At 45.6% G+C, this 18,394-nt stretch carries 14 protein-coding genes, 3 tRNA genes and 1 rRNA gene; 13 read left to right on the forward strand and 5 right to left on the reverse strand.

From position 1 onward, the window contains the following. From AB4114_RS32725 to AB4114_RS32760, 8 genes are all read left to right on the forward strand, one after another. A 23S ribosomal RNA gene (locus tag AB4114_RS32725) occupies positions 1–139 on the forward strand; the annotation flags it as partial. Between the two features lie 68 nt (positions 140–207). Continuing rightward, a tRNA-His gene (locus AB4114_RS32730) sits at positions 208–280 on the forward strand. A 15-nt stretch (positions 281–295) separates the two neighbouring features. Beyond that, a tRNA-Gln gene (locus AB4114_RS32735) sits at positions 296–367 on the forward strand. A gap of 13 nt (positions 368–380) precedes the next feature. Next, a tRNA-Leu gene (locus AB4114_RS32740) sits at positions 381–462 on the forward strand. A 296-nt stretch (positions 463–758) separates the two neighbouring features. Beyond that, a complete protein-coding gene (locus AB4114_RS32745; RefSeq protein ID WP_441992165.1) occupies positions 759–3,002 on the forward strand; it encodes a glycosyltransferase in 2,244 nt (747 codons plus the stop codon). A 236-nt stretch (positions 3,003–3,238) separates the two neighbouring features. Next, positions 3,239–4,609 carry an aldehyde dehydrogenase gene (locus AB4114_RS32750; RefSeq protein WP_441992166.1) on the forward strand — a complete coding sequence of 457 codons (1,371 nt, stop codon included), beginning with the start codon at positions 3,239–3,241 and terminating at the stop codon, positions 4,607–4,609. A 29-nt stretch (positions 4,610–4,638) separates the two neighbouring features. Next, positions 4,639–4,863: a hypothetical protein gene (locus AB4114_RS32755; protein ID WP_441992167.1), complete on the forward strand. Its 225-nt coding sequence runs from the start codon at positions 4,639–4,641 to the stop codon at positions 4,861–4,863. Positions 4,864–5,086: 223 nt separating this feature from the next. Then, positions 5,087–5,293: a hypothetical protein gene (locus tag AB4114_RS32760; protein WP_441992168.1), complete on the forward strand. Its 207-nt coding sequence runs from the start codon at positions 5,087–5,089 to the stop codon at positions 5,291–5,293. Between the two features lie 401 nt (positions 5,294–5,694). Here the strand turns inward: AB4114_RS32760 and AB4114_RS32765 are convergent, their stop codons facing one another. Continuing rightward, positions 5,695–7,005 carry an aminotransferase class I/II-fold pyridoxal phosphate-dependent enzyme gene (locus AB4114_RS32765; RefSeq protein ID WP_441992169.1) on the reverse strand — a complete coding sequence of 437 codons (1,311 nt, stop codon included), beginning with the start codon at positions 7,003–7,005 and terminating at the stop codon, positions 5,695–5,697. Between the two features lie 157 nt (positions 7,006–7,162). Continuing rightward, positions 7,163–7,744, reverse strand: coding sequence for a GNAT family N-acetyltransferase (locus AB4114_RS32770; RefSeq protein ID WP_441992170.1), 582 nt, complete (start codon positions 7,742–7,744; stop codon positions 7,163–7,165). A gap of 34 nt (positions 7,745–7,778) precedes the next feature. On the opposite strand from AB4114_RS32770, the gene AB4114_RS32775 reads away from it, so the two are divergent. Together AB4114_RS32775 and AB4114_RS32780 are read left to right on the forward strand one after the other, a co-directional pair. Then, positions 7,779–9,500, forward strand: a complete 1,722-nt coding sequence (locus tag AB4114_RS32775; RefSeq protein WP_441992171.1) for an aminotransferase-like domain-containing protein — start codon at positions 7,779–7,781, stop codon at positions 9,498–9,500. Positions 9,501–9,739: 239 nt separating this feature from the next. Next, on the forward strand, positions 9,740–11,179 hold the full coding sequence (locus tag AB4114_RS32780; protein ID WP_441992172.1) for an NAD-dependent malic enzyme: 1,440 nt from the start codon (positions 9,740–9,742) through the stop codon (positions 11,177–11,179). Between the two features lie 57 nt (positions 11,180–11,236). Here the strand turns inward: AB4114_RS32780 and AB4114_RS32785 are convergent, their stop codons facing one another. Beyond that, entirely contained in the window at positions 11,237–12,496 is a 1,260-nt protein-coding gene (locus AB4114_RS32785) for an MFS transporter (protein WP_441992173.1), read from the reverse strand. 35 nt (positions 12,497–12,531) lie between these two features. Beyond that, positions 12,532–13,320 (reverse strand): archaetidylserine decarboxylase, encoded by a 789-nt coding sequence (gene asd, locus AB4114_RS32790; RefSeq protein ID WP_441992174.1) that lies wholly within the window; start codon positions 13,318–13,320, stop codon positions 12,532–12,534. Between the two features lie 204 nt (positions 13,321–13,524). Between asd and AB4114_RS32795 the strand changes: the two genes are divergently transcribed. Both AB4114_RS32795 and nagZ read left to right on the forward strand, forming a co-directional pair. Beyond that, a complete protein-coding gene (locus tag AB4114_RS32795) occupies positions 13,525–13,821 on the forward strand; it encodes a transposase (protein WP_171628952.1) in 297 nt (98 codons plus the stop codon). Between the two features lie 76 nt (positions 13,822–13,897). After that, on the forward strand, positions 13,898–15,199 hold the full coding sequence (nagZ, locus tag AB4114_RS32800) for a beta-N-acetylhexosaminidase (protein WP_441992175.1): 1,302 nt from the start codon (positions 13,898–13,900) through the stop codon (positions 15,197–15,199). 612 nt (positions 15,200–15,811) lie between these two features. Here nagZ and AB4114_RS32805 read toward each other — a convergent pair. Continuing rightward, positions 15,812–16,912: a YheC/YheD family endospore coat-associated protein gene (locus AB4114_RS32805; protein ID WP_441992176.1), complete on the reverse strand. Its 1,101-nt coding sequence runs from the start codon at positions 16,910–16,912 to the stop codon at positions 15,812–15,814. 216 nt (positions 16,913–17,128) lie between these two features. Between AB4114_RS32805 and AB4114_RS32810 the strand changes: the two genes are divergently transcribed. Further along, entirely contained in the window at positions 17,129–18,319 is a 1,191-nt protein-coding gene (locus tag AB4114_RS32810) for a glycosyltransferase family 4 protein (protein WP_441992177.1), read from the forward strand. Positions 18,320–18,394: the final 75 nt, after the last annotated feature.

Consider the following 18,394-nt stretch of genomic DNA (forward strand, 5'->3'; position numbering starts at 1 on the left):
ATCTAAGCGCGAAGCCCCCCTCAAGATGAGATTTCCCAGTATGTAAGACCCCTTGTAGACGACGAGGTTGATAGGTTCGAGGTGGAAGTGCGGCAACGTATGCAGCTGACGAATACTAATCGGTCGAGGGCTTAACCAAAATTCCTAAGAGTAAKACTTTACGTTGAGTTTCGTATCTAGTTTTAAGGGAATAATATTCCTACTGTGGCGATCGTGGCGAAGGGGTTAACGCACCGGTTTGTGGATCCGGCATTCGTGGGTTCAAGTCCCATCGGTCGCCCTTTTCCCTTCATAATGGGGATTAGCCAAGCGGTAAGGCAACGGACTTTGACTCCGTCATGCCTAGGTTCAAATCCTAGATCCCCAGTATACTTTCTTAAGCGGTCGTGGTGGAACGGCAGACACACCATCTTGAGGGGGTGGCGCTCACAAGGCGTGAGGGTTCAAATCCCTCCGACCGCATCCCAGCATTACAAGCCTGAAACCCTTGATGTATAAGGGTTTTGGGCTTTTTCTTTTTTTAAACAGATAAAAAGAATGCAGTAGTACATCTTCATACCAGCCTTGTTCGTATGCAAGAAACGGCATAGCGTGTATAGTTAGTATCCAACTAGAGGGTGCTCTTTAAGAGAGTATCCTTTTTTTGCATACAGGTTTCGTTTACTATTTCAATATGCTTATCTTTAAAGCGGGTAGTAGTCATTACTATTTATAGGAGAAGTCAGCACATACACAAGCCGTAGTCATCTATTGGGAATATGAATGTATATAATTCAATAAAAGAGGAGGGGGAACCTATTCTTGACTCGACAGAGATCATTTCAAAAAAAGTAGGATCAGCTAGTCCTAAAATTTCAGTTATCGTAACTGTATACAATACGGGGGAATTCCTTAGTAAGTGTTTACAATCGATAATTAACCAAACAATATGGAATGTCATGGAGTTAGTTATTATCAATGATGGTTCAACAGACCATTCCTCCGCAATTATTAAGGAGTTCGTGAAAAACCAACCTGAACGTATTATTAGTATACATTTTGCGGAAAACCAAGGTGTAGGTAACTCTAGGAATGTAGGGATTGCTCAGTCTAGAGGTGACTATATCGGTTTCGTTGATTCGGATGATTGGATTGCTAACAATATGTTTGAGGTATTGTTTACGAAGGCTTTAGATGGGCATGACATGGTGATTTGTGATTATTTTAGTAGGTATGAAGATGAAGATCTGACCATTCCTGAGAAGGGATACGCACAAGACATCTTTACGCAAAAACAGGCAATTCTTTATGCTCAAGTGGTTCCTTGGAATAAGCTCTACAATAAGGAATTACTACAAAAAATTCAGTATTTGAATATTTGGTATGAGGATGTTGCATCAACTCCAATTTTGATCAGTCTAGCGAATAGACCAGCTTATTTGAATATTCCCTTATATTATTATAAAAGGTCTAGACCAGGTTCTATCGCAAATAGCAGCGGACCTAAAGTGTTAGATATTTTACAAGCCTGGGACCGTTTAATCGAACACGCACACTTGAATAATGGTTTTAAAGAGGAAATTCTCTTTTTTGTAACCAAATGCATTAATTATTATATTGATTTCAAACCAGAGTACGCTGATCATTTCTGGGAATATGCTAGGAAGCATCGAGAACTTTTAAGCGGTGGAGAGTACAATCGTAAAGCAGTTGAAACTAAAGAAATTCGTGACTTATTTGGTTTATTTAATATGAGTACGCCAATGTATGCAACAAAGTATGAAACAAAATATGAAACAAAATATGCAACTCCCAAAAAACGATCCTTGAGAATCATACAAGTTATTTCACCAGTCTGTAGCCCTGTATCAGCTGTTGACACAGCTGGAACAGAGAAAATTGTTTATGAAATAACACAAGAATTGGTAAAACGTGGACATAAGGTTATTTTATATGCTCCTAAGGGAAGTAAAGTTTCAGCTAAGTTAGTACCCTTCCCCAAATATTTCGAAGATCGACACCTACCCGCATTTATCCGTAAAACAAGACCTTCGAAAGTAGATCTGATTCATGATCACACGTTTACATCTATTGTCAGATTAAGAAAAATGGGAATTCCCGTTTTACCCACTCATCATTTACCTACGAATAAAGAATTTCATGATTCCGTTTATGTCAGTAGAGCTGCTCGGGGAAATGCCGGCGCCAAAGGCCAAGTCGTTCATAACGGAATTAATCCGGATGAATACGAGTACAGTGAAGGAAAAGATGACTATTTATTGTTTATCGGGAGGATACTCCCCGACAAAGGCGTCATTCATGCAATTGAAGTCGCTGAACGCAATAACCAAAAGCTAATTATAGCTGGACCCATTAAAGATGAAGTATATTTCCGAAATATTTTGGTGCCCAGAATTGATAATAATGAAAACATTCACTATATTGGCGCTGTTGCAGGTAAACAAAAGCAGGACCTACTTAAKAGAGCTCGTTGTGTCCTCTTTCCGTCAATTTGGAAGGAGCCTTTTGGACTTGTTTTGATTGAGGCTATGATTTCAGGCACTCCCGTATTAGCCTTGAACAATGGTGCCGCCTTAGAGGTACTTGAAAGTTTTCCACAGTTAGTATGTAACAGCATAGATGAACTTGCGCACAAAGCATTAAATGAGTCATTTCCGCCACCACATGTCCTAAGAGAATATGTGCTTAACAAGTTCACGACTTCTACAATGGTGGACCAGTATATAACGTTGTATGAACAAAAAATTAATGAATTGAAGAGAAGACGGGGAAAGTTAAAACGGATAGGAAGAAGAAAAAAAATTAAACTGCTAAGAAGCAAAAAATTAAAACTGATAAAAAGAAGAAATAATTTAAAAATGACAAGAAGAAAGAGATCCATTTTAAAGAAAAAGATAACGGCTAAAAGAAGTGTAACAAAGCGAATAAGAACAATTAGAAGAAGTGTCAAAAAGCGAAAAATTACAAGAAGAAGTAGGGTAACAAAGCAAAAGAGAGCATAATAGGACGATTACATCGGAAACAAAATGTATTATCAAATTAGAAGCCCTGAGCAATCAGGGATTTTTTCTATGGTCGAAATCATTACCGGAGCAGTATCATGTTATTGTCACTGTGGGGAATGGGATGGTAAGCTTATAGGACTATGTGATTGTTTAATTTTATAATTCGTAAACGTTTTCAGTTCGTGTGGCGATTGCACAACCAGGATATGAATATCCGAAAGGAGGAGATCCGCATGACGATAAGCCAATTGATGGATCAGCAAAGAAAGTATTATCTCTCCGGTTCGACACGAGGACTCGCTTACCGACTTACACAGCTCAAAAAGCTGAAACAAGCGATTGTCGATCGGGAATCGGAGATTATTCAGGCGCTGCGCACCGATTTGAATAAGGGAGAGAAGGAAGCGTACGCTTTTGAAATAGGCATCGTTTATCAAGAAATAGCTCATGTCATCAAGCATCTGAAACATTGGATGAAGCCGAAGAAAGTGAAATCACCGATGACGCATTCGGGGAGTCGCAGCTACATAATCCCTGAGCCGCTGGGGGCGGCGCTTATCATTGCTCCATGGAATTATCCGTTTATGCTGGCCTTTGATCCGCTAGTAGGGGCAATTGCGGCTGGCAATACGGTTGTGTTGAAGCCGTCAGAGCTAGCGCCAGCGGTATCTGCTGTGATGACCTCGATCGTACGTGCTACCTTCGAACCGCAATATATTGCGGTTGTAGAAGGCGGCRTGGAAGAAAGTCGTGCGCTCCTGGAGCAGCCGTTTGACAAAATCTTTTTTACAGGCAGCGTAGCCGTTGGGAAAATAGTGATGGAGGCAGCAGCAAAGCGGCTCACACGTGTCACGTTAGAGCTCGGCGGGAAGAGCCCCTGCATTGTACACCACGACGCGCATTTGAAACTAGCAGCGCAGCGTATTGCTTTCGGGAAATTCTCAAATGCGGGACAGACCTGCGTGGCTCCAGACTATTTGCTTGTTCATCGGAGCGTGAAAGATAAACTGCTGTCCTATCTTCAAGAAGCTATCGTCTCTTTCTATGGCGACAAGCCGCTGCAAAGCCCTGATTACGGCAAAATCATTTCTCGTCGTCATTACGAACGGTTGCGTCACTTTTTGAATGACGGAAAGGTCGCTATTGGTGGGTTGGCTGAAGATCAGACGCTGCAAATTGAACCAACGGTACTTGAACAGATTACATGGGATTCGCCCGTTATGCAGGAGGAGATTTTTGGCCCTATCCTTCCTGTCCTGACCTATGACAGCCTAGACGAAGTCGTAGGTTTAATCCAAGCTAGGCCGAAGCCGCTGGCACTGTATGTATTTTCGGAGGATAAAAAGGTGCAAGATGCCATGCTTGAGCGAATTTCATTCGGCGGCGGTTGTGTCAATGATACGCTGATGCATTTTGGTTCTACGCATTTGCCTGTCGGCGGAGTCGGCGAGAGCGGAATGGGCAGCTATCATGGCGAGATGAGTTTTCAAATATTCTCACATATGAAAAGTATATTAAAGCAGACGACGAGGTTCGATATCCCTTTTCGATATCCATCTAGTCTAATCGGGTTGAAAATCATTCGCAGGCTGACTAAGCCTTAATTACGGCTCACTAGGAAGAGGTTAGTCTCGTGATAGGATCCTACGAGCACTATAAACTGATTTTCAATGATGTACCGAAGCCATTCGCATTCGTAGATTTGGATCTACTGGATGCTAACTTTAAGGCCATTGCACAGGAAGCTGGAGGGAAGAAGATTAGGGTGGCGAGTAAGTCTATTCGCTGTCCGGATGTGCTTCGCTGTATTTTGGCAGCAGATCCTGTGTACCAGGGAATTATGTATTATACCAGTTAAGCGGTTGCAGATGCTACCTGGGAGGATCCACAGTGAAAGAAACGAACAGATGTAAGATAATCTTCAAATTGGATCTGAGGGCGGAAAACGCGAACAAATGACTGGGCAGGGAACATTCATTGCCTTCTCTTTGTAGAAGATGTGTGTAACTATACTGTAACGCTTGAAAAGGTATAGTGGCGTATAAATAAAAATAATAGAAAAGCTATTTACTGGGGGGCCTATGGATATCATACATCGGGATGCTGACTTCACGAATGCGATGTTGTTTGGAACTTACATTATGGTGTTAATGGATGGGAAAATGATTGGCGGCGGGCTTGTCGCGGAGTTTGATGAAACTGAGGTTAAGGTAGGGCAGGGGCGATATGTACGAAGCAGTTCAACCTTTGTAGTAGCTCCGCCTCCGCAATGTTCGACGGGTATGTGATGACAGTTTCATATACATGAAGAGTCTAGGGGATGATTTGAATATGTTTTGTCATATATAACTTCCACTTCAAGTGGGAAGACGTTATTTTCAATATGTGTACATGGTCAAAGATGCAAAAAGACACATATTTTCGGGAAAACAGTTACAAGTGGATGAATAAGTGCGAAAAGGCAACCTTTAGGACCGAAAGATGTCAAAATGAGCTTTGCCGACAGAAATAGTTGCACTTTCGCAAGCATTTCAAATACAGATATTAATTCGAAGAAAAAGAATGCTCTTTTGCATCTTTCGCTGCTTGCATTCACCATACGGACTTCTTCTAAGCCCATTAACTCACAAAAAAGAGGGTCCCCCGCCACCAACATGGCTTTGGGACGCCCTCTTTTTGCGTTGCCAACCTATTTGCTTGCAGCAACGGTCTCTATTTCTTTAACACTTTGATAAATGATGTTGAACAACTCTTCCAAATTGCCTTCTTCGATGCAAGAGAATGCTACACGAAGATCAGTCTCGCCAAGCGCGATTGTGCCTACACCATGCTGATTCAATAAATGTACGCGCAATGCTTCAGCGTCAACGGTTTTGAGCTTCAAGCACATGAAATAGCCGGAGTTGAACGGGTAGTAGCCCCATGCATCGTCGAACTTGCCGCTGTCCAAAATGGATTTCGTACGGTTCGCGCGGCCTTTCATGATTTCGTATTTCTCTTGCTTCTGAGCATTGAATTCTGGTGAGTTCAACGCGTGAAGCACGAACGTTTGGGACGGATGCGGACCACTGGAAATTGTAGCACGGATAATCCCCATTGTTTTTTGTTCAAGAGCACTCAGAAGTGCATCACTTTGACCCGCATACGTAATGAAGCCTACACGAAAGCCCCAAACGTATTCTTCTTTGGTTGCTCCGTCAATTTTGACTGCAAGCACACGCGGATGCAGGTCGGCCAATTGACCGAACAAGGATTCATGCAAGGAATTTTCAAAGAAAAGACCGAAATAAGCATCGTCAGTTAGAACAACTACGTTAATCCCAGCTTCAGCAGCTTCTCTGATCGCGGCAGTAATGGCATTGCCATCCTCGACATCAGGTGTGTAACCCGTTGGATTGTTCGGGAAATTCAGTACGACGATCGCTTTGCCTTTGGACTTCTGAGCGAGAAGTGCGTCACGTAATCCTTCGGAATTAAATCTCTCTTGTTCGTTATAGAGCGGGTAGTTCACGATTTGAGCACCGCGGCGAATCTCGAAAGTAAGCTCGTAATTTTCCCAATTTTTATCAGGAATAATTACGGCATCACCTGCGTCTGCAAAAAGATCAGCAGCAATACTTAGTCCATGCGTCAAGGCATTCGTTACAATCGGATTACCGATAAGCTTGCTGCCAATGCCAGGGTTTTCTTCGAGCATTTTTTTGCGCCAAGCTGTACGAAGCTCAGGCTTACCAGCCGGTGGAGCGTATTCATATATATCTTTAGGATTGTAAGTGGAGAGTGTATCTTGAATGACCTTCAGATGCATTGGTTGACCATTTTCGATTGCAATACCGATGGTAGCATTGAATTTCTTGGCTTTGGCCTTCGCTTCAGCCGATTGGCTGAGAATGCCTTCTTTCGGGAAGTAAATCGATTTACCTAATGTGGAAAGCATGTCATGTACATGAGAATTTTCACGTTGCAGGGTCTCGTTTAGCTGACTTGCCAAAGGATTCATAAGATTGGGTCATTCCTTCCAATGAGCGATTCATTTTTTCCCAGTTATTATATCACTTTCACACCTGCACGTCACTGCGTAAACAAATTTTCTATGAATTGATATGAAAAGAAGCAAGAGCCATGGATGAACGCATTCCAGTCACGTGCTCAACAATTTATTTGATTAAAAAGCTTTCTAGTCGCTGCTTGACCTGTTGCCACTCATTGTCAAGGATACTGAACATAACCGTATCTCGTACATAACCGTCGTGAAGCACACGATGTTGACGCAGAATACCTTCTTTCTGGCCTCCTATACGGGCAATGGCTGCTTGGGAGCGTTCGTTGCGAAGGTCTGTTTTGAGCTGAACACGCAAAAGATTCAGAGACTCGAAGCAGTATCGAAGCAATAAATACTTACTTTCTGTATTCACACGAGTTCTCCAAACACTCGAATTGTACCAGGTGTGCCCAATCTCCAAATTCCGATGAGGGATGGAAATATCGAAGAGTCGTGTACTGCCGACGATGGTATCAGTAGCTCTATCGTAGACGCTGAAAGGGATTCCTTGTCCCGCTTCCTGCTCGTTAAGTGCTTGGTAGACAAATTTGTGAACTTCGGCGGGATCAAGCAAGGGAGTCATAAATGAGAAAATGGCAGGGTCGTTTGCAGCCTCGATCAGTCCAGGAATATGTGACTCATGCAAAGGAAGCAAGGTGACGCGAGTTCCTTTTAGGGTTGGCGGCAGTAGATTCATAGTTTGATTTCTCCTTACTCGTGAAAAATTTAATGTGATTGTTGTAAGCATACTGTATGATTGGATTCATAATAAGTACCAATATGACTCAATTTATATGTACCATTTTAAAAAGAAAAGAAGTGGTTGTATGGCATTTTATTTGCCGTTTCACACGTACTGTTCACGATATCCTAGTAAATACGCTGCCTTGTATCATGCGCTTCGCGATGAAATCGTAGGAAATAAGTTGAAGCAGCATACGAAATTGCCCTCAAGCCGGGATTTGGCTGATCAACTGGATATTTCTCGGGGGACGGTAAATCAAGTGTACGATATGCTGATCGCAGAAGGATATTTGCAGGCAGATGTTGGAAGAGGTACTTTTGTCGTTTATGCGGACGGTCATGTGATGTATGAGCCCAAGGTGGGGAAGAATATAGAACTGTCAGCTTGGGGTGTCCGAGTGAGCCAGGGTGTGGATGCTGGGGGGCAGCAGCGAGAAGGTGGGACTGATCAGGTAAGTGAGCTGGGGGAGCGAGAAAGTAAGGCTGATGGCATCAAAGCGCAAGGAAAAGTGCGAGAGGGTAAGGCAGATGGCATCAAAGAGCAAGGAAAAGTGCGAGAGGGTAAGGCAGATGGTGGTAAAGAGAAGAGAAAAGAGCGAGAACTCCTAGGTATGCCAGGTGGAAGAGAGATTGCGTTCGTGGTGGCGCGTCCGCAGATGGAGCAGTTCCCGCGGGAGCAATGGAACCGCGGGATGTATGAGCAGGTGCGGCGGATGACGGAGTCGCCGCAAGAGGACGCTCACATCGCCGAGGGGCACTACGCGCTTCGCGAAGCGATCGCGGTGCACCTGAGGCGAATGCGAGGCATCGATGCGCCGCCTGAGCGCATCGTGATCGTCAATGGGTCGATGCAGGCGATTGCCCTGCTGACCCAGCTGCTCGTAAACCCAGGCGATCCCGTGGTGCTGGAGCGCCCCGGGTATCAAGGCGCCAGCCGCGCTGTGCTGGCGGCTGGCGGAGTGCCCGTCCACGCGCCGGTGGACGGGCAAGGGCTTATCCCGCAGCCGTGGAACGCGCGGCTGCTGTTCGTGACGCCCAGCCGCCAATTCCCTACGGGGGCGGTGCTGGGCCTGGAGCGCCGCCAGCTCCTGCTGCGCTGGGCGGCGGAACAAGGCGCTGTCATCGTCGAAGACGATTATGACAGCGAGTTTAGGCACCGCGGGCGGCCGATTGAGCCGCTCAAGGTGCTGGACCAAGAGGGCCGAGTGGTCTACATCGGCACCTTTTCCAAAACGATGCTGCAGGACCTGCGCATCGGGTATGTCGTGCTGCCGGAGGCGCTGCACGATGCTTTTGTAGCCGCGAAGCGGCTATACGAGCCGCACCCAACGGGGCTGCTCGAACAGCGCTCGCTCGCCGCTTTCATGGCGAGCGGCGGCTACGAGCGACACCTGCGCCGCATGCGGCGGGTGTACGCGAGCAAGTTCTTGCTCCTGCAGGCGCTGCTGCAGGAGCACCTGTCCACCCTCTTCGAGTGGGTGGACAGCGATAGCGGGCTGCATCTATTCGGGTGGTGGCGCGGTGACCTGCGCACCTATACCGCGTATGCAGCCGCATGTCGGGCAGCCGGCGTGACCTGGACGGACGCCGGCAACTACGCGCTCCCAGTCGGCAGAGCGGGTGTCTGCTTCGGTTTCGCCCATCTAACAGAGGCTGAGATCAAGCAAGGCATCACTCTGCTCCGCTCAATCTCTATTGGCCTTCCCTGACTCTTTTCGCTCAATCTCAATTGGCTTTTCCAGAATGTTTTCGCTCAATCTCTATAGCCCTTTCCATGCTTCCTGCTCAATCTATACCATACTTTTCCTAATCCCTGCTTGCCTACCATAAAAAGTCTCTATCACTGTGCAAGATAAGTCTTTTGGGCAATAACTTTGTTTGCCATAGGTTGTATGTTATCATCTAACATGTGTTCAATTAAATTACAAATCGTAGGAGTGATCCTTTCATGGCTGGATTAAATGGTGGGGGCACAAGTGTCATCGTGCGACTGGAAATACATAAGGAACTCGTAACCTTTGGTAGAATTGCAACAGCCATTGGTGATGCAGGCGGCGATATTGTGGCGATTGACGTCACAAGAGCCAGCAAAACGACGACTACACGTGATATTACAGTCAAAGTAAGTGATCCCGAGCATACGGAAACAATAACGAAAGCACTACAGGTTATTCCAGGTGTCCGCATCATTAACGTGTCAGATCAGACCTTCCTGCTTCATTTGGGTGGGAAAATTGAAGTCACCCCCAAAGTACCAATTAAAAACAGGGACGATTTGTCCCGCGTATATACGCCAGGAGTTGCCAGGGTTTGTATGGCGATTCATGAAGACCCGAGCAAGGCACATTCGTTGACGATTAAAAGGAATACCGTTGCTGTCGTGTCAGATGGTACGGCTGTTCTAGGGCTTGGGAATATTGGGCCTGAAGCGGCAATGCCCGTGATGGAAGGGAAAGCGATGCTATTTAAACAAATGGCAGGCGTAGATGCGTTCCCGATTTGTTTGGATACCCAAGATACCGAAGAAATTATTCGTACCGTGAAGGCGATTGCGCCAGGATTTGGCGGCATTAATTTGGAGGATATTTCTTCCCCGCGTTGTTTTGAAATCGAAGAACGCTTAATTAATGAGCTTGATATTCCTGTATTCCATGATGATCAGCACGGTACAGCGGTTGTTATTCTAGCTGGGCTGCTAAATGCGGTTAAGCTTGTCGGAAAGCAATTGGAGTCGTGTAAGGTAGTAATCACGGGAATCGGGGCTGCAGGTATTGCATGTACTAAAATGCTGATCTCAGCAGGTGTCACCAATGTCATTGGTGTGGATCGTCAAGGGGCTATTGTGCGAGGAGATGAGTTCACGAACAAGGCTTGGGAGTGGTACGCAGAAAATACGAATCCTGGGCTAGAACGTGGTACATTGTCTGATGTCATCTCAGGTGCAGATATTTTCATTGGTCTTTCAGGACCAGGCGTGCTGAAGCAAGATGATGTGAAGCGTATGGCGACTGACCCGATTGTTTTCGCAATGGCGAATCCCACACCGGAAATCACGCCAGAGGAAGCGGAGCCTTATGTTCGCGTAATGGCGACAGGACGCTCGGATTATCCGAATCAAATTAACAATGTACTTTGTTTCCCTGGTATTTTCCGCGGCGTGTTAGATTGCCGAGCATCCAAGATCACGCAAGAGATGAAGCTTGCGGCAGCCAAAGCAATTGCTGCTGTCGTGAATGAGGACGAGCTGAACGAGTACTACATTATTCCCAGCGTGTTCAATCACGCGGTGGTCGAGAAAGTTAGAGAAGCCGTTATGGAAGCGGCGTTTGAATCGGGTGTTGCACGTCGTCGCAGCCAACGCGAAGTCAACGAGGGACATCACGAGTAATTGAAAAAAGCAGTTCGGTACAACGCTGATCCAGCGTGCCGAACTGCTTTTTATGTTTTAGGCTTGTTCTTCAGTCCATTCCTTCAACTTACGATCGGTAGGGAGCAAGAAAGTAAGTATGCCTAAAAGCGGGAGAAATGCACAGAGTTCCATAACTCGGCCTGTTCCGATGGCATCGCAAAGGTTGCCTAACACGACACTCCCGATACCGCCAAGACCAAAGGCTAATCCCGTGATGAGGCCGGATACGGTCCCTACTTTGCCAGGAAAAAGCATTTGCGCATACACGACTGTAACAGAGAAGCTGGATAACAGAATAACACCGATAATAACGAGCAGCACGTACGCCCAACCGACGGACACATGTGGGAGTAATAAGGCAAATGGTGCCGATCCTAACATGGAAAAGAAAATGACATTACGCTTACCGAAGCGATCCGATATCGGTCCGCCAAAGAAAGTACCAACGGCTCCAGCCGCTAGGAATAAGAAAATGAAATTCTGCGCTCGGTCAATGGAGATACCGTACGTATCTTGAAGGAAGAAGGCGAAATAGCCACTCATAGCCGCACCATACCAAGAACGAACAAACACAAGGAAAATCAATACACTGATAGCGAACATGACTTGCTTACGTCGCTGCGGGCTAACAACACGTTTAACGACGGTTTTGGCTTTCACAGGTGCGTCTTGCAGGACGACCTTATACCAACGTGCTATGTACATTTGCACAGCGATCGCGATAGCCGCGACACCCGTAAACCAGATCGATCCGAACAATCCTAGCGGAATGAAGATCCATTTGGTCATAATGGGAGCCAATGACTGACCAGCGTTGCCGCCGACTTGGAAGATCGATTGGGCGAGACCTTTACGATTTCCAGCTGCCATATGTGAAACACGTGAACCTTCTGGATGGAAGGCGGCCGAGCCAAGTCCGACAAAACAAACAGACAAAAGGACTACCCAATACGAATGAGCAAAAGCTAGCAGCAACATGCCGATCAAGGTCGATGTCATCCCAATTGGCAGCATGTAGGGCGATGGCTTCCGGTCTGTATAGAGTCCAACGACAGGCTGCATGATGGATGCTGTAAAGTTAATTGCGAATTGCACCCAGCCGACTTGTGCGTAGCTGAGTCCCATTTCATCTTTTAAAATGGGGAAAATAGCAGGAATCACGGATTGAATGGAATCGTTGAGCAAATGTACAAGCCCAATTGCCAATAAAATCCGATAAACAGTTGGTTTGATATCTCCCGTTCCTTGCAAGCTCTTCGAGCTATGATTAGGAGATGGTGTTGAAATGGATGCCATGGTTTTCTCCTCTCAGGTTCTGATTCCCGACTAGGTTAGGCGTCCAAGAAACGCCCAAGGTCTTCGCCCATTTTCACTTTAGAGCCAAGCTTTAGATCAGGGCGTGCTTCGAACATCCCATCTTCAAATAACAGAACGACTGTGGAGCCGAACTCGAAATAGGCGAGCTCTTGACCGCGTTCAAGTGTTTTTGGAAGAGGTGTTACATATTGGATGGAGCTCACATTCAGTGCGCCAACTTTGACAACGGCTACTTCTCCAGTTGCATGCTGAATGAATGTAATTAATCGCTCGTTGCGGCTAAGTACACGTTTCATATGACGCAGTCCGAATTCATTAACGGGATACACTTTCCCAAGGACATGCTCTTTCTCCAGAATATCTCCTGAGATTGGTGAATGAATACGGTGATAATCAGTTGGACTCAGATACAGTACGAAATAAAAACCATTATTGTAGTTGACTGTGCGCGGAGAGCGATTTAGCAGCTCGTCGATCGTGTAGTCTTGACCTTTGACATTGACGATCAAGCCCTCTTTGATGTCGCCGATACCTGTAATCATGGCATCTACCGGACTTACAACACGTGTTGTGTCTTCGTGGATCGGGCGCAAGCCTGGCTTCAATCTGCGCGTGAAGAAATCATTCAAGGACTTATATTCCTTGATGTGCTTCTCAGCGTCTTCAATGCGAATGCCATAGGTTTGGGCAAAACGAGGGATAAAGAGCCGGCTTATTTTGGAACGAGCAAGGGCACCTGTTAGTTGTGAGACCCATTTGCGTGAAGACAACTCGGTCAGTAATCGGAAAAAAGGCTTAGACATAGATCATAAACTCCTGTTCATTCGTTGGTTAGGAGGGACTCTGGCATCAGCACAAAGTTTCCTATTTAGCGGTTCTTCGCTAATCTTGCCACAGATAGGTAAAAGAATCAATTGCCTATTGTTCGATTCCTTGGGACTAGCCAAGTGAGTTTCTGTATTTTCGACAGCAAATTCGTCAATGCTGTTGAAGAGGTGAACACGACAATGTCGATAATAATCGTTATTTTTGTTATTGTGATTCCGCTAGTCATGCTTGCTAGTGCTTGGTTACTACAATCCTTTAAACATGTATTCGCAGGGGCAGCGGTTTTGTGCGCGTATATATTTGGTGCAATCAGTTCCATGAACGTGTACCAGATCCTTCGGGATGATACGGTTTTCATGACGAACATCCATGTTGTTTTTACGAACAAGCTGTTTCTGTTCACAGGTGGTTATCTAGGCGCATATGGGATTTATATGTTAGTGCATTGTTTCTTGAAAGGAATTCGCAGCGAGTGAAGCGGCCATTCAACGATTTCGATGCATAGAGCGTCTACTCTATATAGTGACTGTGAAAGTAAAGGCAGGTGGTAAGATGAAACGAAATTACTCCCAAATTATGCGTGGAATTGGAACAGTTGGAGGGTTAATCCTTCTTATTACTGGTTGCGCGACACGTCATGAAGCTGGGCCAAGTGGAACTCCGATCCCGAGTGTACCGCCCGCAACGGTTTCACCAACAGTGGTACCAACCTCTACACCTATCCCGTCGACTGCTCCTAAACCTTCGCCAACTCCAGTAGCATCGGTAGATTTTCCTAAGATGACACTGGATGAGAAGCTAGGTCAGATGATAATCGCGGGAATTGATGATTACAGCATGAATGATGAAGCACGTAAATTGATTGCAACCTATCATGTAGGTGGCATTATTCTGTATAAGCCGAATGTGAAAGATACGAATCAATTAGTGAGCCTAGTCAATGATTTGAAAAAGACGAATACGGTGAACAAGCTTCCACTCTGGCTTGGTGTCGATGAAGAGGGCGGCAGGGTAACGCGTTTGCCTGATGAAATTTCGAAAACACCGACAAGTCAGACGATTGGGAAATCAGGTAAAACCCAGTTGGCCCATAATATCGGTCAGTTGCTGGGGAAAGAGTTGAATGCCTATGGGCTTAATATGGATTTTGCGCCTGATTTGGATATCAACAGCAACCCCAAGAACCCGGTTATTGGCGATCGCTCTTTTGGGGCGAATGCAACGCTAGTAAGCAGCTATGGGATTCCGATGATGAATGGCATTCAAGAGATGAAGGTTGTTCCGGTTGTGAAGCATTTCCCAGGACATGGCGATACCTCTGTTGATTCACATATTGGCTTACCCGTTGTTCAAAATGACCTCGCGCGCTTGCGGAAGCTTGAGCTGATTCCCTTTGCAGATGCCATTAAGCATCAGGCGGATGCGATTATGGTCGCTCATATTTTGCTGCCAAAAATAGATACGAAATATCCGGCTTCGATGTCGAAGACGATCATGACGGATCTTCTACGCAAGGAGCTTGGCTTCAAGGGGCTCATCATGACCGATGATATGACGATGGGCGCCATTGCGGAAAATTATGAAATGGGCGAAGCCGCCGTGAAGTCTGTGCTCGCGGGTTCCAATGTCGTGATGGTCGGTCACGATCCGCAGAAAGCGATAGCCGTTATTCAAGCATTGCGTACCGCTGTTCAGGCGGGGCGGATTCCCTTGGATACGATTGACCAAAGTGTGCAACAGGTCTATAAGCTGAAAATGAAGTATAAGCTTCAGGATCAACCGGTAAGCGCACCGGATCCGAAGCAGCTGAATGCGGAGGTTCAGCGGGTGCTTGCACCGCTTAGTGCGAAGTAGGGGGAATAGCGTAATGACGGTGCTGAGATGCGATATTCTCAGTCGGCCGCCGCACGGAGGGGGGCGGGGGACAGACAACAAACTAGTTACTTTATCCCCCTCGCCCACATCAACCTAGTCTCTCAACGCACCTCATTCTGCCTACAACAAACTAGCTACTTTATACCCCTTGCCTCCATCATCCAAGCTAATTGAGCCGGAATCGCGCACCTCTTTGAGATCCGAGTAAACACATGATCTGATTGAATTGAAATAACTGGAAAATATACAGCTATTTTGAAAGATTTCGATCGATTTTTTAATTTTAATGGAAAATATGTAGCTAAAATCTCGTTTTTCTCCTCATGAGGTGGGAATGCCTGGAATTAGCTGTAGGTTTTCCAGTTATTCCTCAGATGGAGGGATTATTGCCGAAAATAGATGTAGTTTCCCCAGTTAATTTCCATTCACTCGAAGGAAGGCGCAGTCGTCGAAGCACGGGGCCTGTCTCATGCCCTCACAGCCCGGCTCACCTCAAAAAAACGTCCCCCGAGTAAACTCGAAAGGACGTTTTTTTTGTTTCGCTCTGCTGCTTTGCCCTCTGTTACTCTGCTGAAGCTCGCGCTCCAACCTCTAGCACGGTGGCGTGCCACCTTCTAAAATGAATTTGGCATAGGCTATAGGGTTGAAATAGGTGGCTTTCCAACATTCTTCCATATTTGCCTCACGAAAACTGTAACGTTGATCCTTCCCGTTGCATTCGATAAATAAAGGGAAACCCTCATTCGTCATAGCAATGTCGAGTCCTAAATCAGCCAAGTTTGGCAATTCTGTGCTGAGATGCTGGGCGACCAAGAGCGCGAAATTCGTCATCTGAAGACATACGGTTCCTGGATCAAGCTGCGGATAGTGGTTTTTCAAAATATCTGATAAGGATATTACTCGCCCGCCGTGTGCGACATTCGTTAGGAAATGCTTACGTGAGGCAACCTTAGCAATCATGCCAGTAACGCCCCATGATCCCTCAGTTCCACGCTGAACGGAAATACGAAGGTCAAAAGGAGATCCATCTACAGTGGCAAGAGGCAGGCATTGTTGAACCATATAGCTGCTTCTTACAATCCGTCTACGGAGAAGTTTCGGCAAGTGTTGACGGAACCTGAGTGTTCGCCAAGTCCGGTTCGTAAGTTTCATGTTAACTGGATAGAGGAGTTTCCATAAGTTCCCTTGACGCTCTAATTTCATCACACCGCGACCGATGCTAGAATTGGTTGGTTTGATAATTAACGAGTCAAACGAATCCATCATGGCTTTAACATTTTCAATTGTGGCTGGAAATGTACAGGGAAGATGGGGCCGAATGCTCTCGTTTTTCATTAAAATCTCATGTATACGCATCTTGCTATAACGGTTCCAACGATTAAACAGCGTAACACCTTTCTGTGTCCATGCTTCCAAAATCCGTGCTGAAGAGGAATCCAAATAAATGGCACGATTATGAATAACTTTAGGGAGATCTGACCATTTTCTTATAAAATGTTGGCCATCCTTTACATAGGCATGTACCTTCATTGTTTTCATATGAACATCATGAATTCGGAAATAACAAGGCGTAAGGCCATAGAGTTTGCCAGCATCCTCGTAAAATCGAATTGCTTCGTATTGTGTGTTCCCTAGAGGAATACCTGCAAACAAGGAATCGTTAACTAAAATACCCACATAGGGATTACTCATTGACTTCACTCCCTCTCTAATTGGGGCTTGAATATTTGCCGAAAGCGGAATCACTCTTAGTTTATGGAAAAAGAACAAGACTTGTTTGTACAAATGCTGATACTTTCTTCTAAAACAAGGACAGATGCCCATGCTTTGCTACTTTATCCGCATATGTATAGAAGAAGTAGCAAAATGGGGGGAGCTCAGCCTCATTTTATCCAGGAGGTTTAGAAGTTGAAGACGAAGCGGAAGCCGCAATCGAACCATCTTGTCATCGTTACACCAGGCTCTTTTCCTATACCCTCAGGGACTAGTAGCTCGGTTGAGCAAGTGGTTCAGAAGACAGCGGAGCATTTGGTGAAGAGCATGCCTGTAGTCGTACTTGGACGGAAAACATCCTATCAACCTTGGAAGGAAATTCGGCAGGGTGTAACGTATCAGCGACTACCTTATCAGACGCAAACTACCTATATGAAACATGTAGCTAAACAGATATCCTCGTTAAGTCCTGGTATTATTCAAGTGGATAATCGGCCACGATTCCTTTCCTTTCTTCGCAAACGATACCCTCATTCCATATTGAGTCTCGTCCTCCACTCTACGTCCTTTATCACAAAACCCTATATTTCTAATTCATCTTTAACCGTGTGTTTGCGTGCGGCTGATGTCATTATCGTTAATAGCGACTTTCTAAAGCGGTTTCTGCAAAAAAAAGTGCCTAGTGCTGCCCATAAAATAGTTACACACTATTTAGGTGTTGATATTGCTCAATTCACTTCCAAATGGTCGGATGAAGGCATCAAATCACGTCTAGAAATGCGCAAAAGCCTAAATTGTGAGCATCTCAAAATTATTTTATTTGTAGGTAGATTGATTCCTAAGAAAGGTGTTCATCATCTGCTGAAGGCGATGGAAAGCGTCATTAAGAGTGAACCAAGCGCCAAGCTTGTTATCATTGGGAGTGCTTATTATGGATCCAAGAAAGAAACCAAGTATGTCAGGCAATTAGTTAAAGCAGCCAGGACGATGCCTAAACATGTCCTATTCATTCCTTATGTGAAGCATCAAGAAATGCCCAAATGGGTTCGAATCGCTGATGTTTTTGTTGTCCCCTCGATTGGTAAGGAAGCTTTTGGTCTTGTCAATGTGGAGGCAATGGCTACTGGTGTTCCCGTTGTTACCACTAAAGTAGGCGGGATTCAAGAGGTTGTGGAAGATGGTAATACCGGTTATTTAATCGAACTGGGTGCCATTGACAATGAGCTCCCTGATCGTATCATACGGTTACTGAAAGATGAAAGCCTGCAACGAAAGCTGGGGGAAAACGGCATTAAACGGGTTGATAATCTGTTCACGTGGCAGCGAGCTGCTGAGGTGAGGTCAGCGTTGTACAGCCAGATGTTGAAAGAAACGGCTCTTGTCTAGGTGAGCGCACATTTTTTGGGGCTAATGTACTTATTAAGGTGAGAATGAATATGTTACCAAAGATAAATCTTGGTG

The organism is Paenibacillus sp. 2RAB27 (assembly GCF_052115445.1).
GTDB lineage: Bacteria > Bacillota > Bacilli > Paenibacillales > NBRC-103111 > Paenibacillus_E.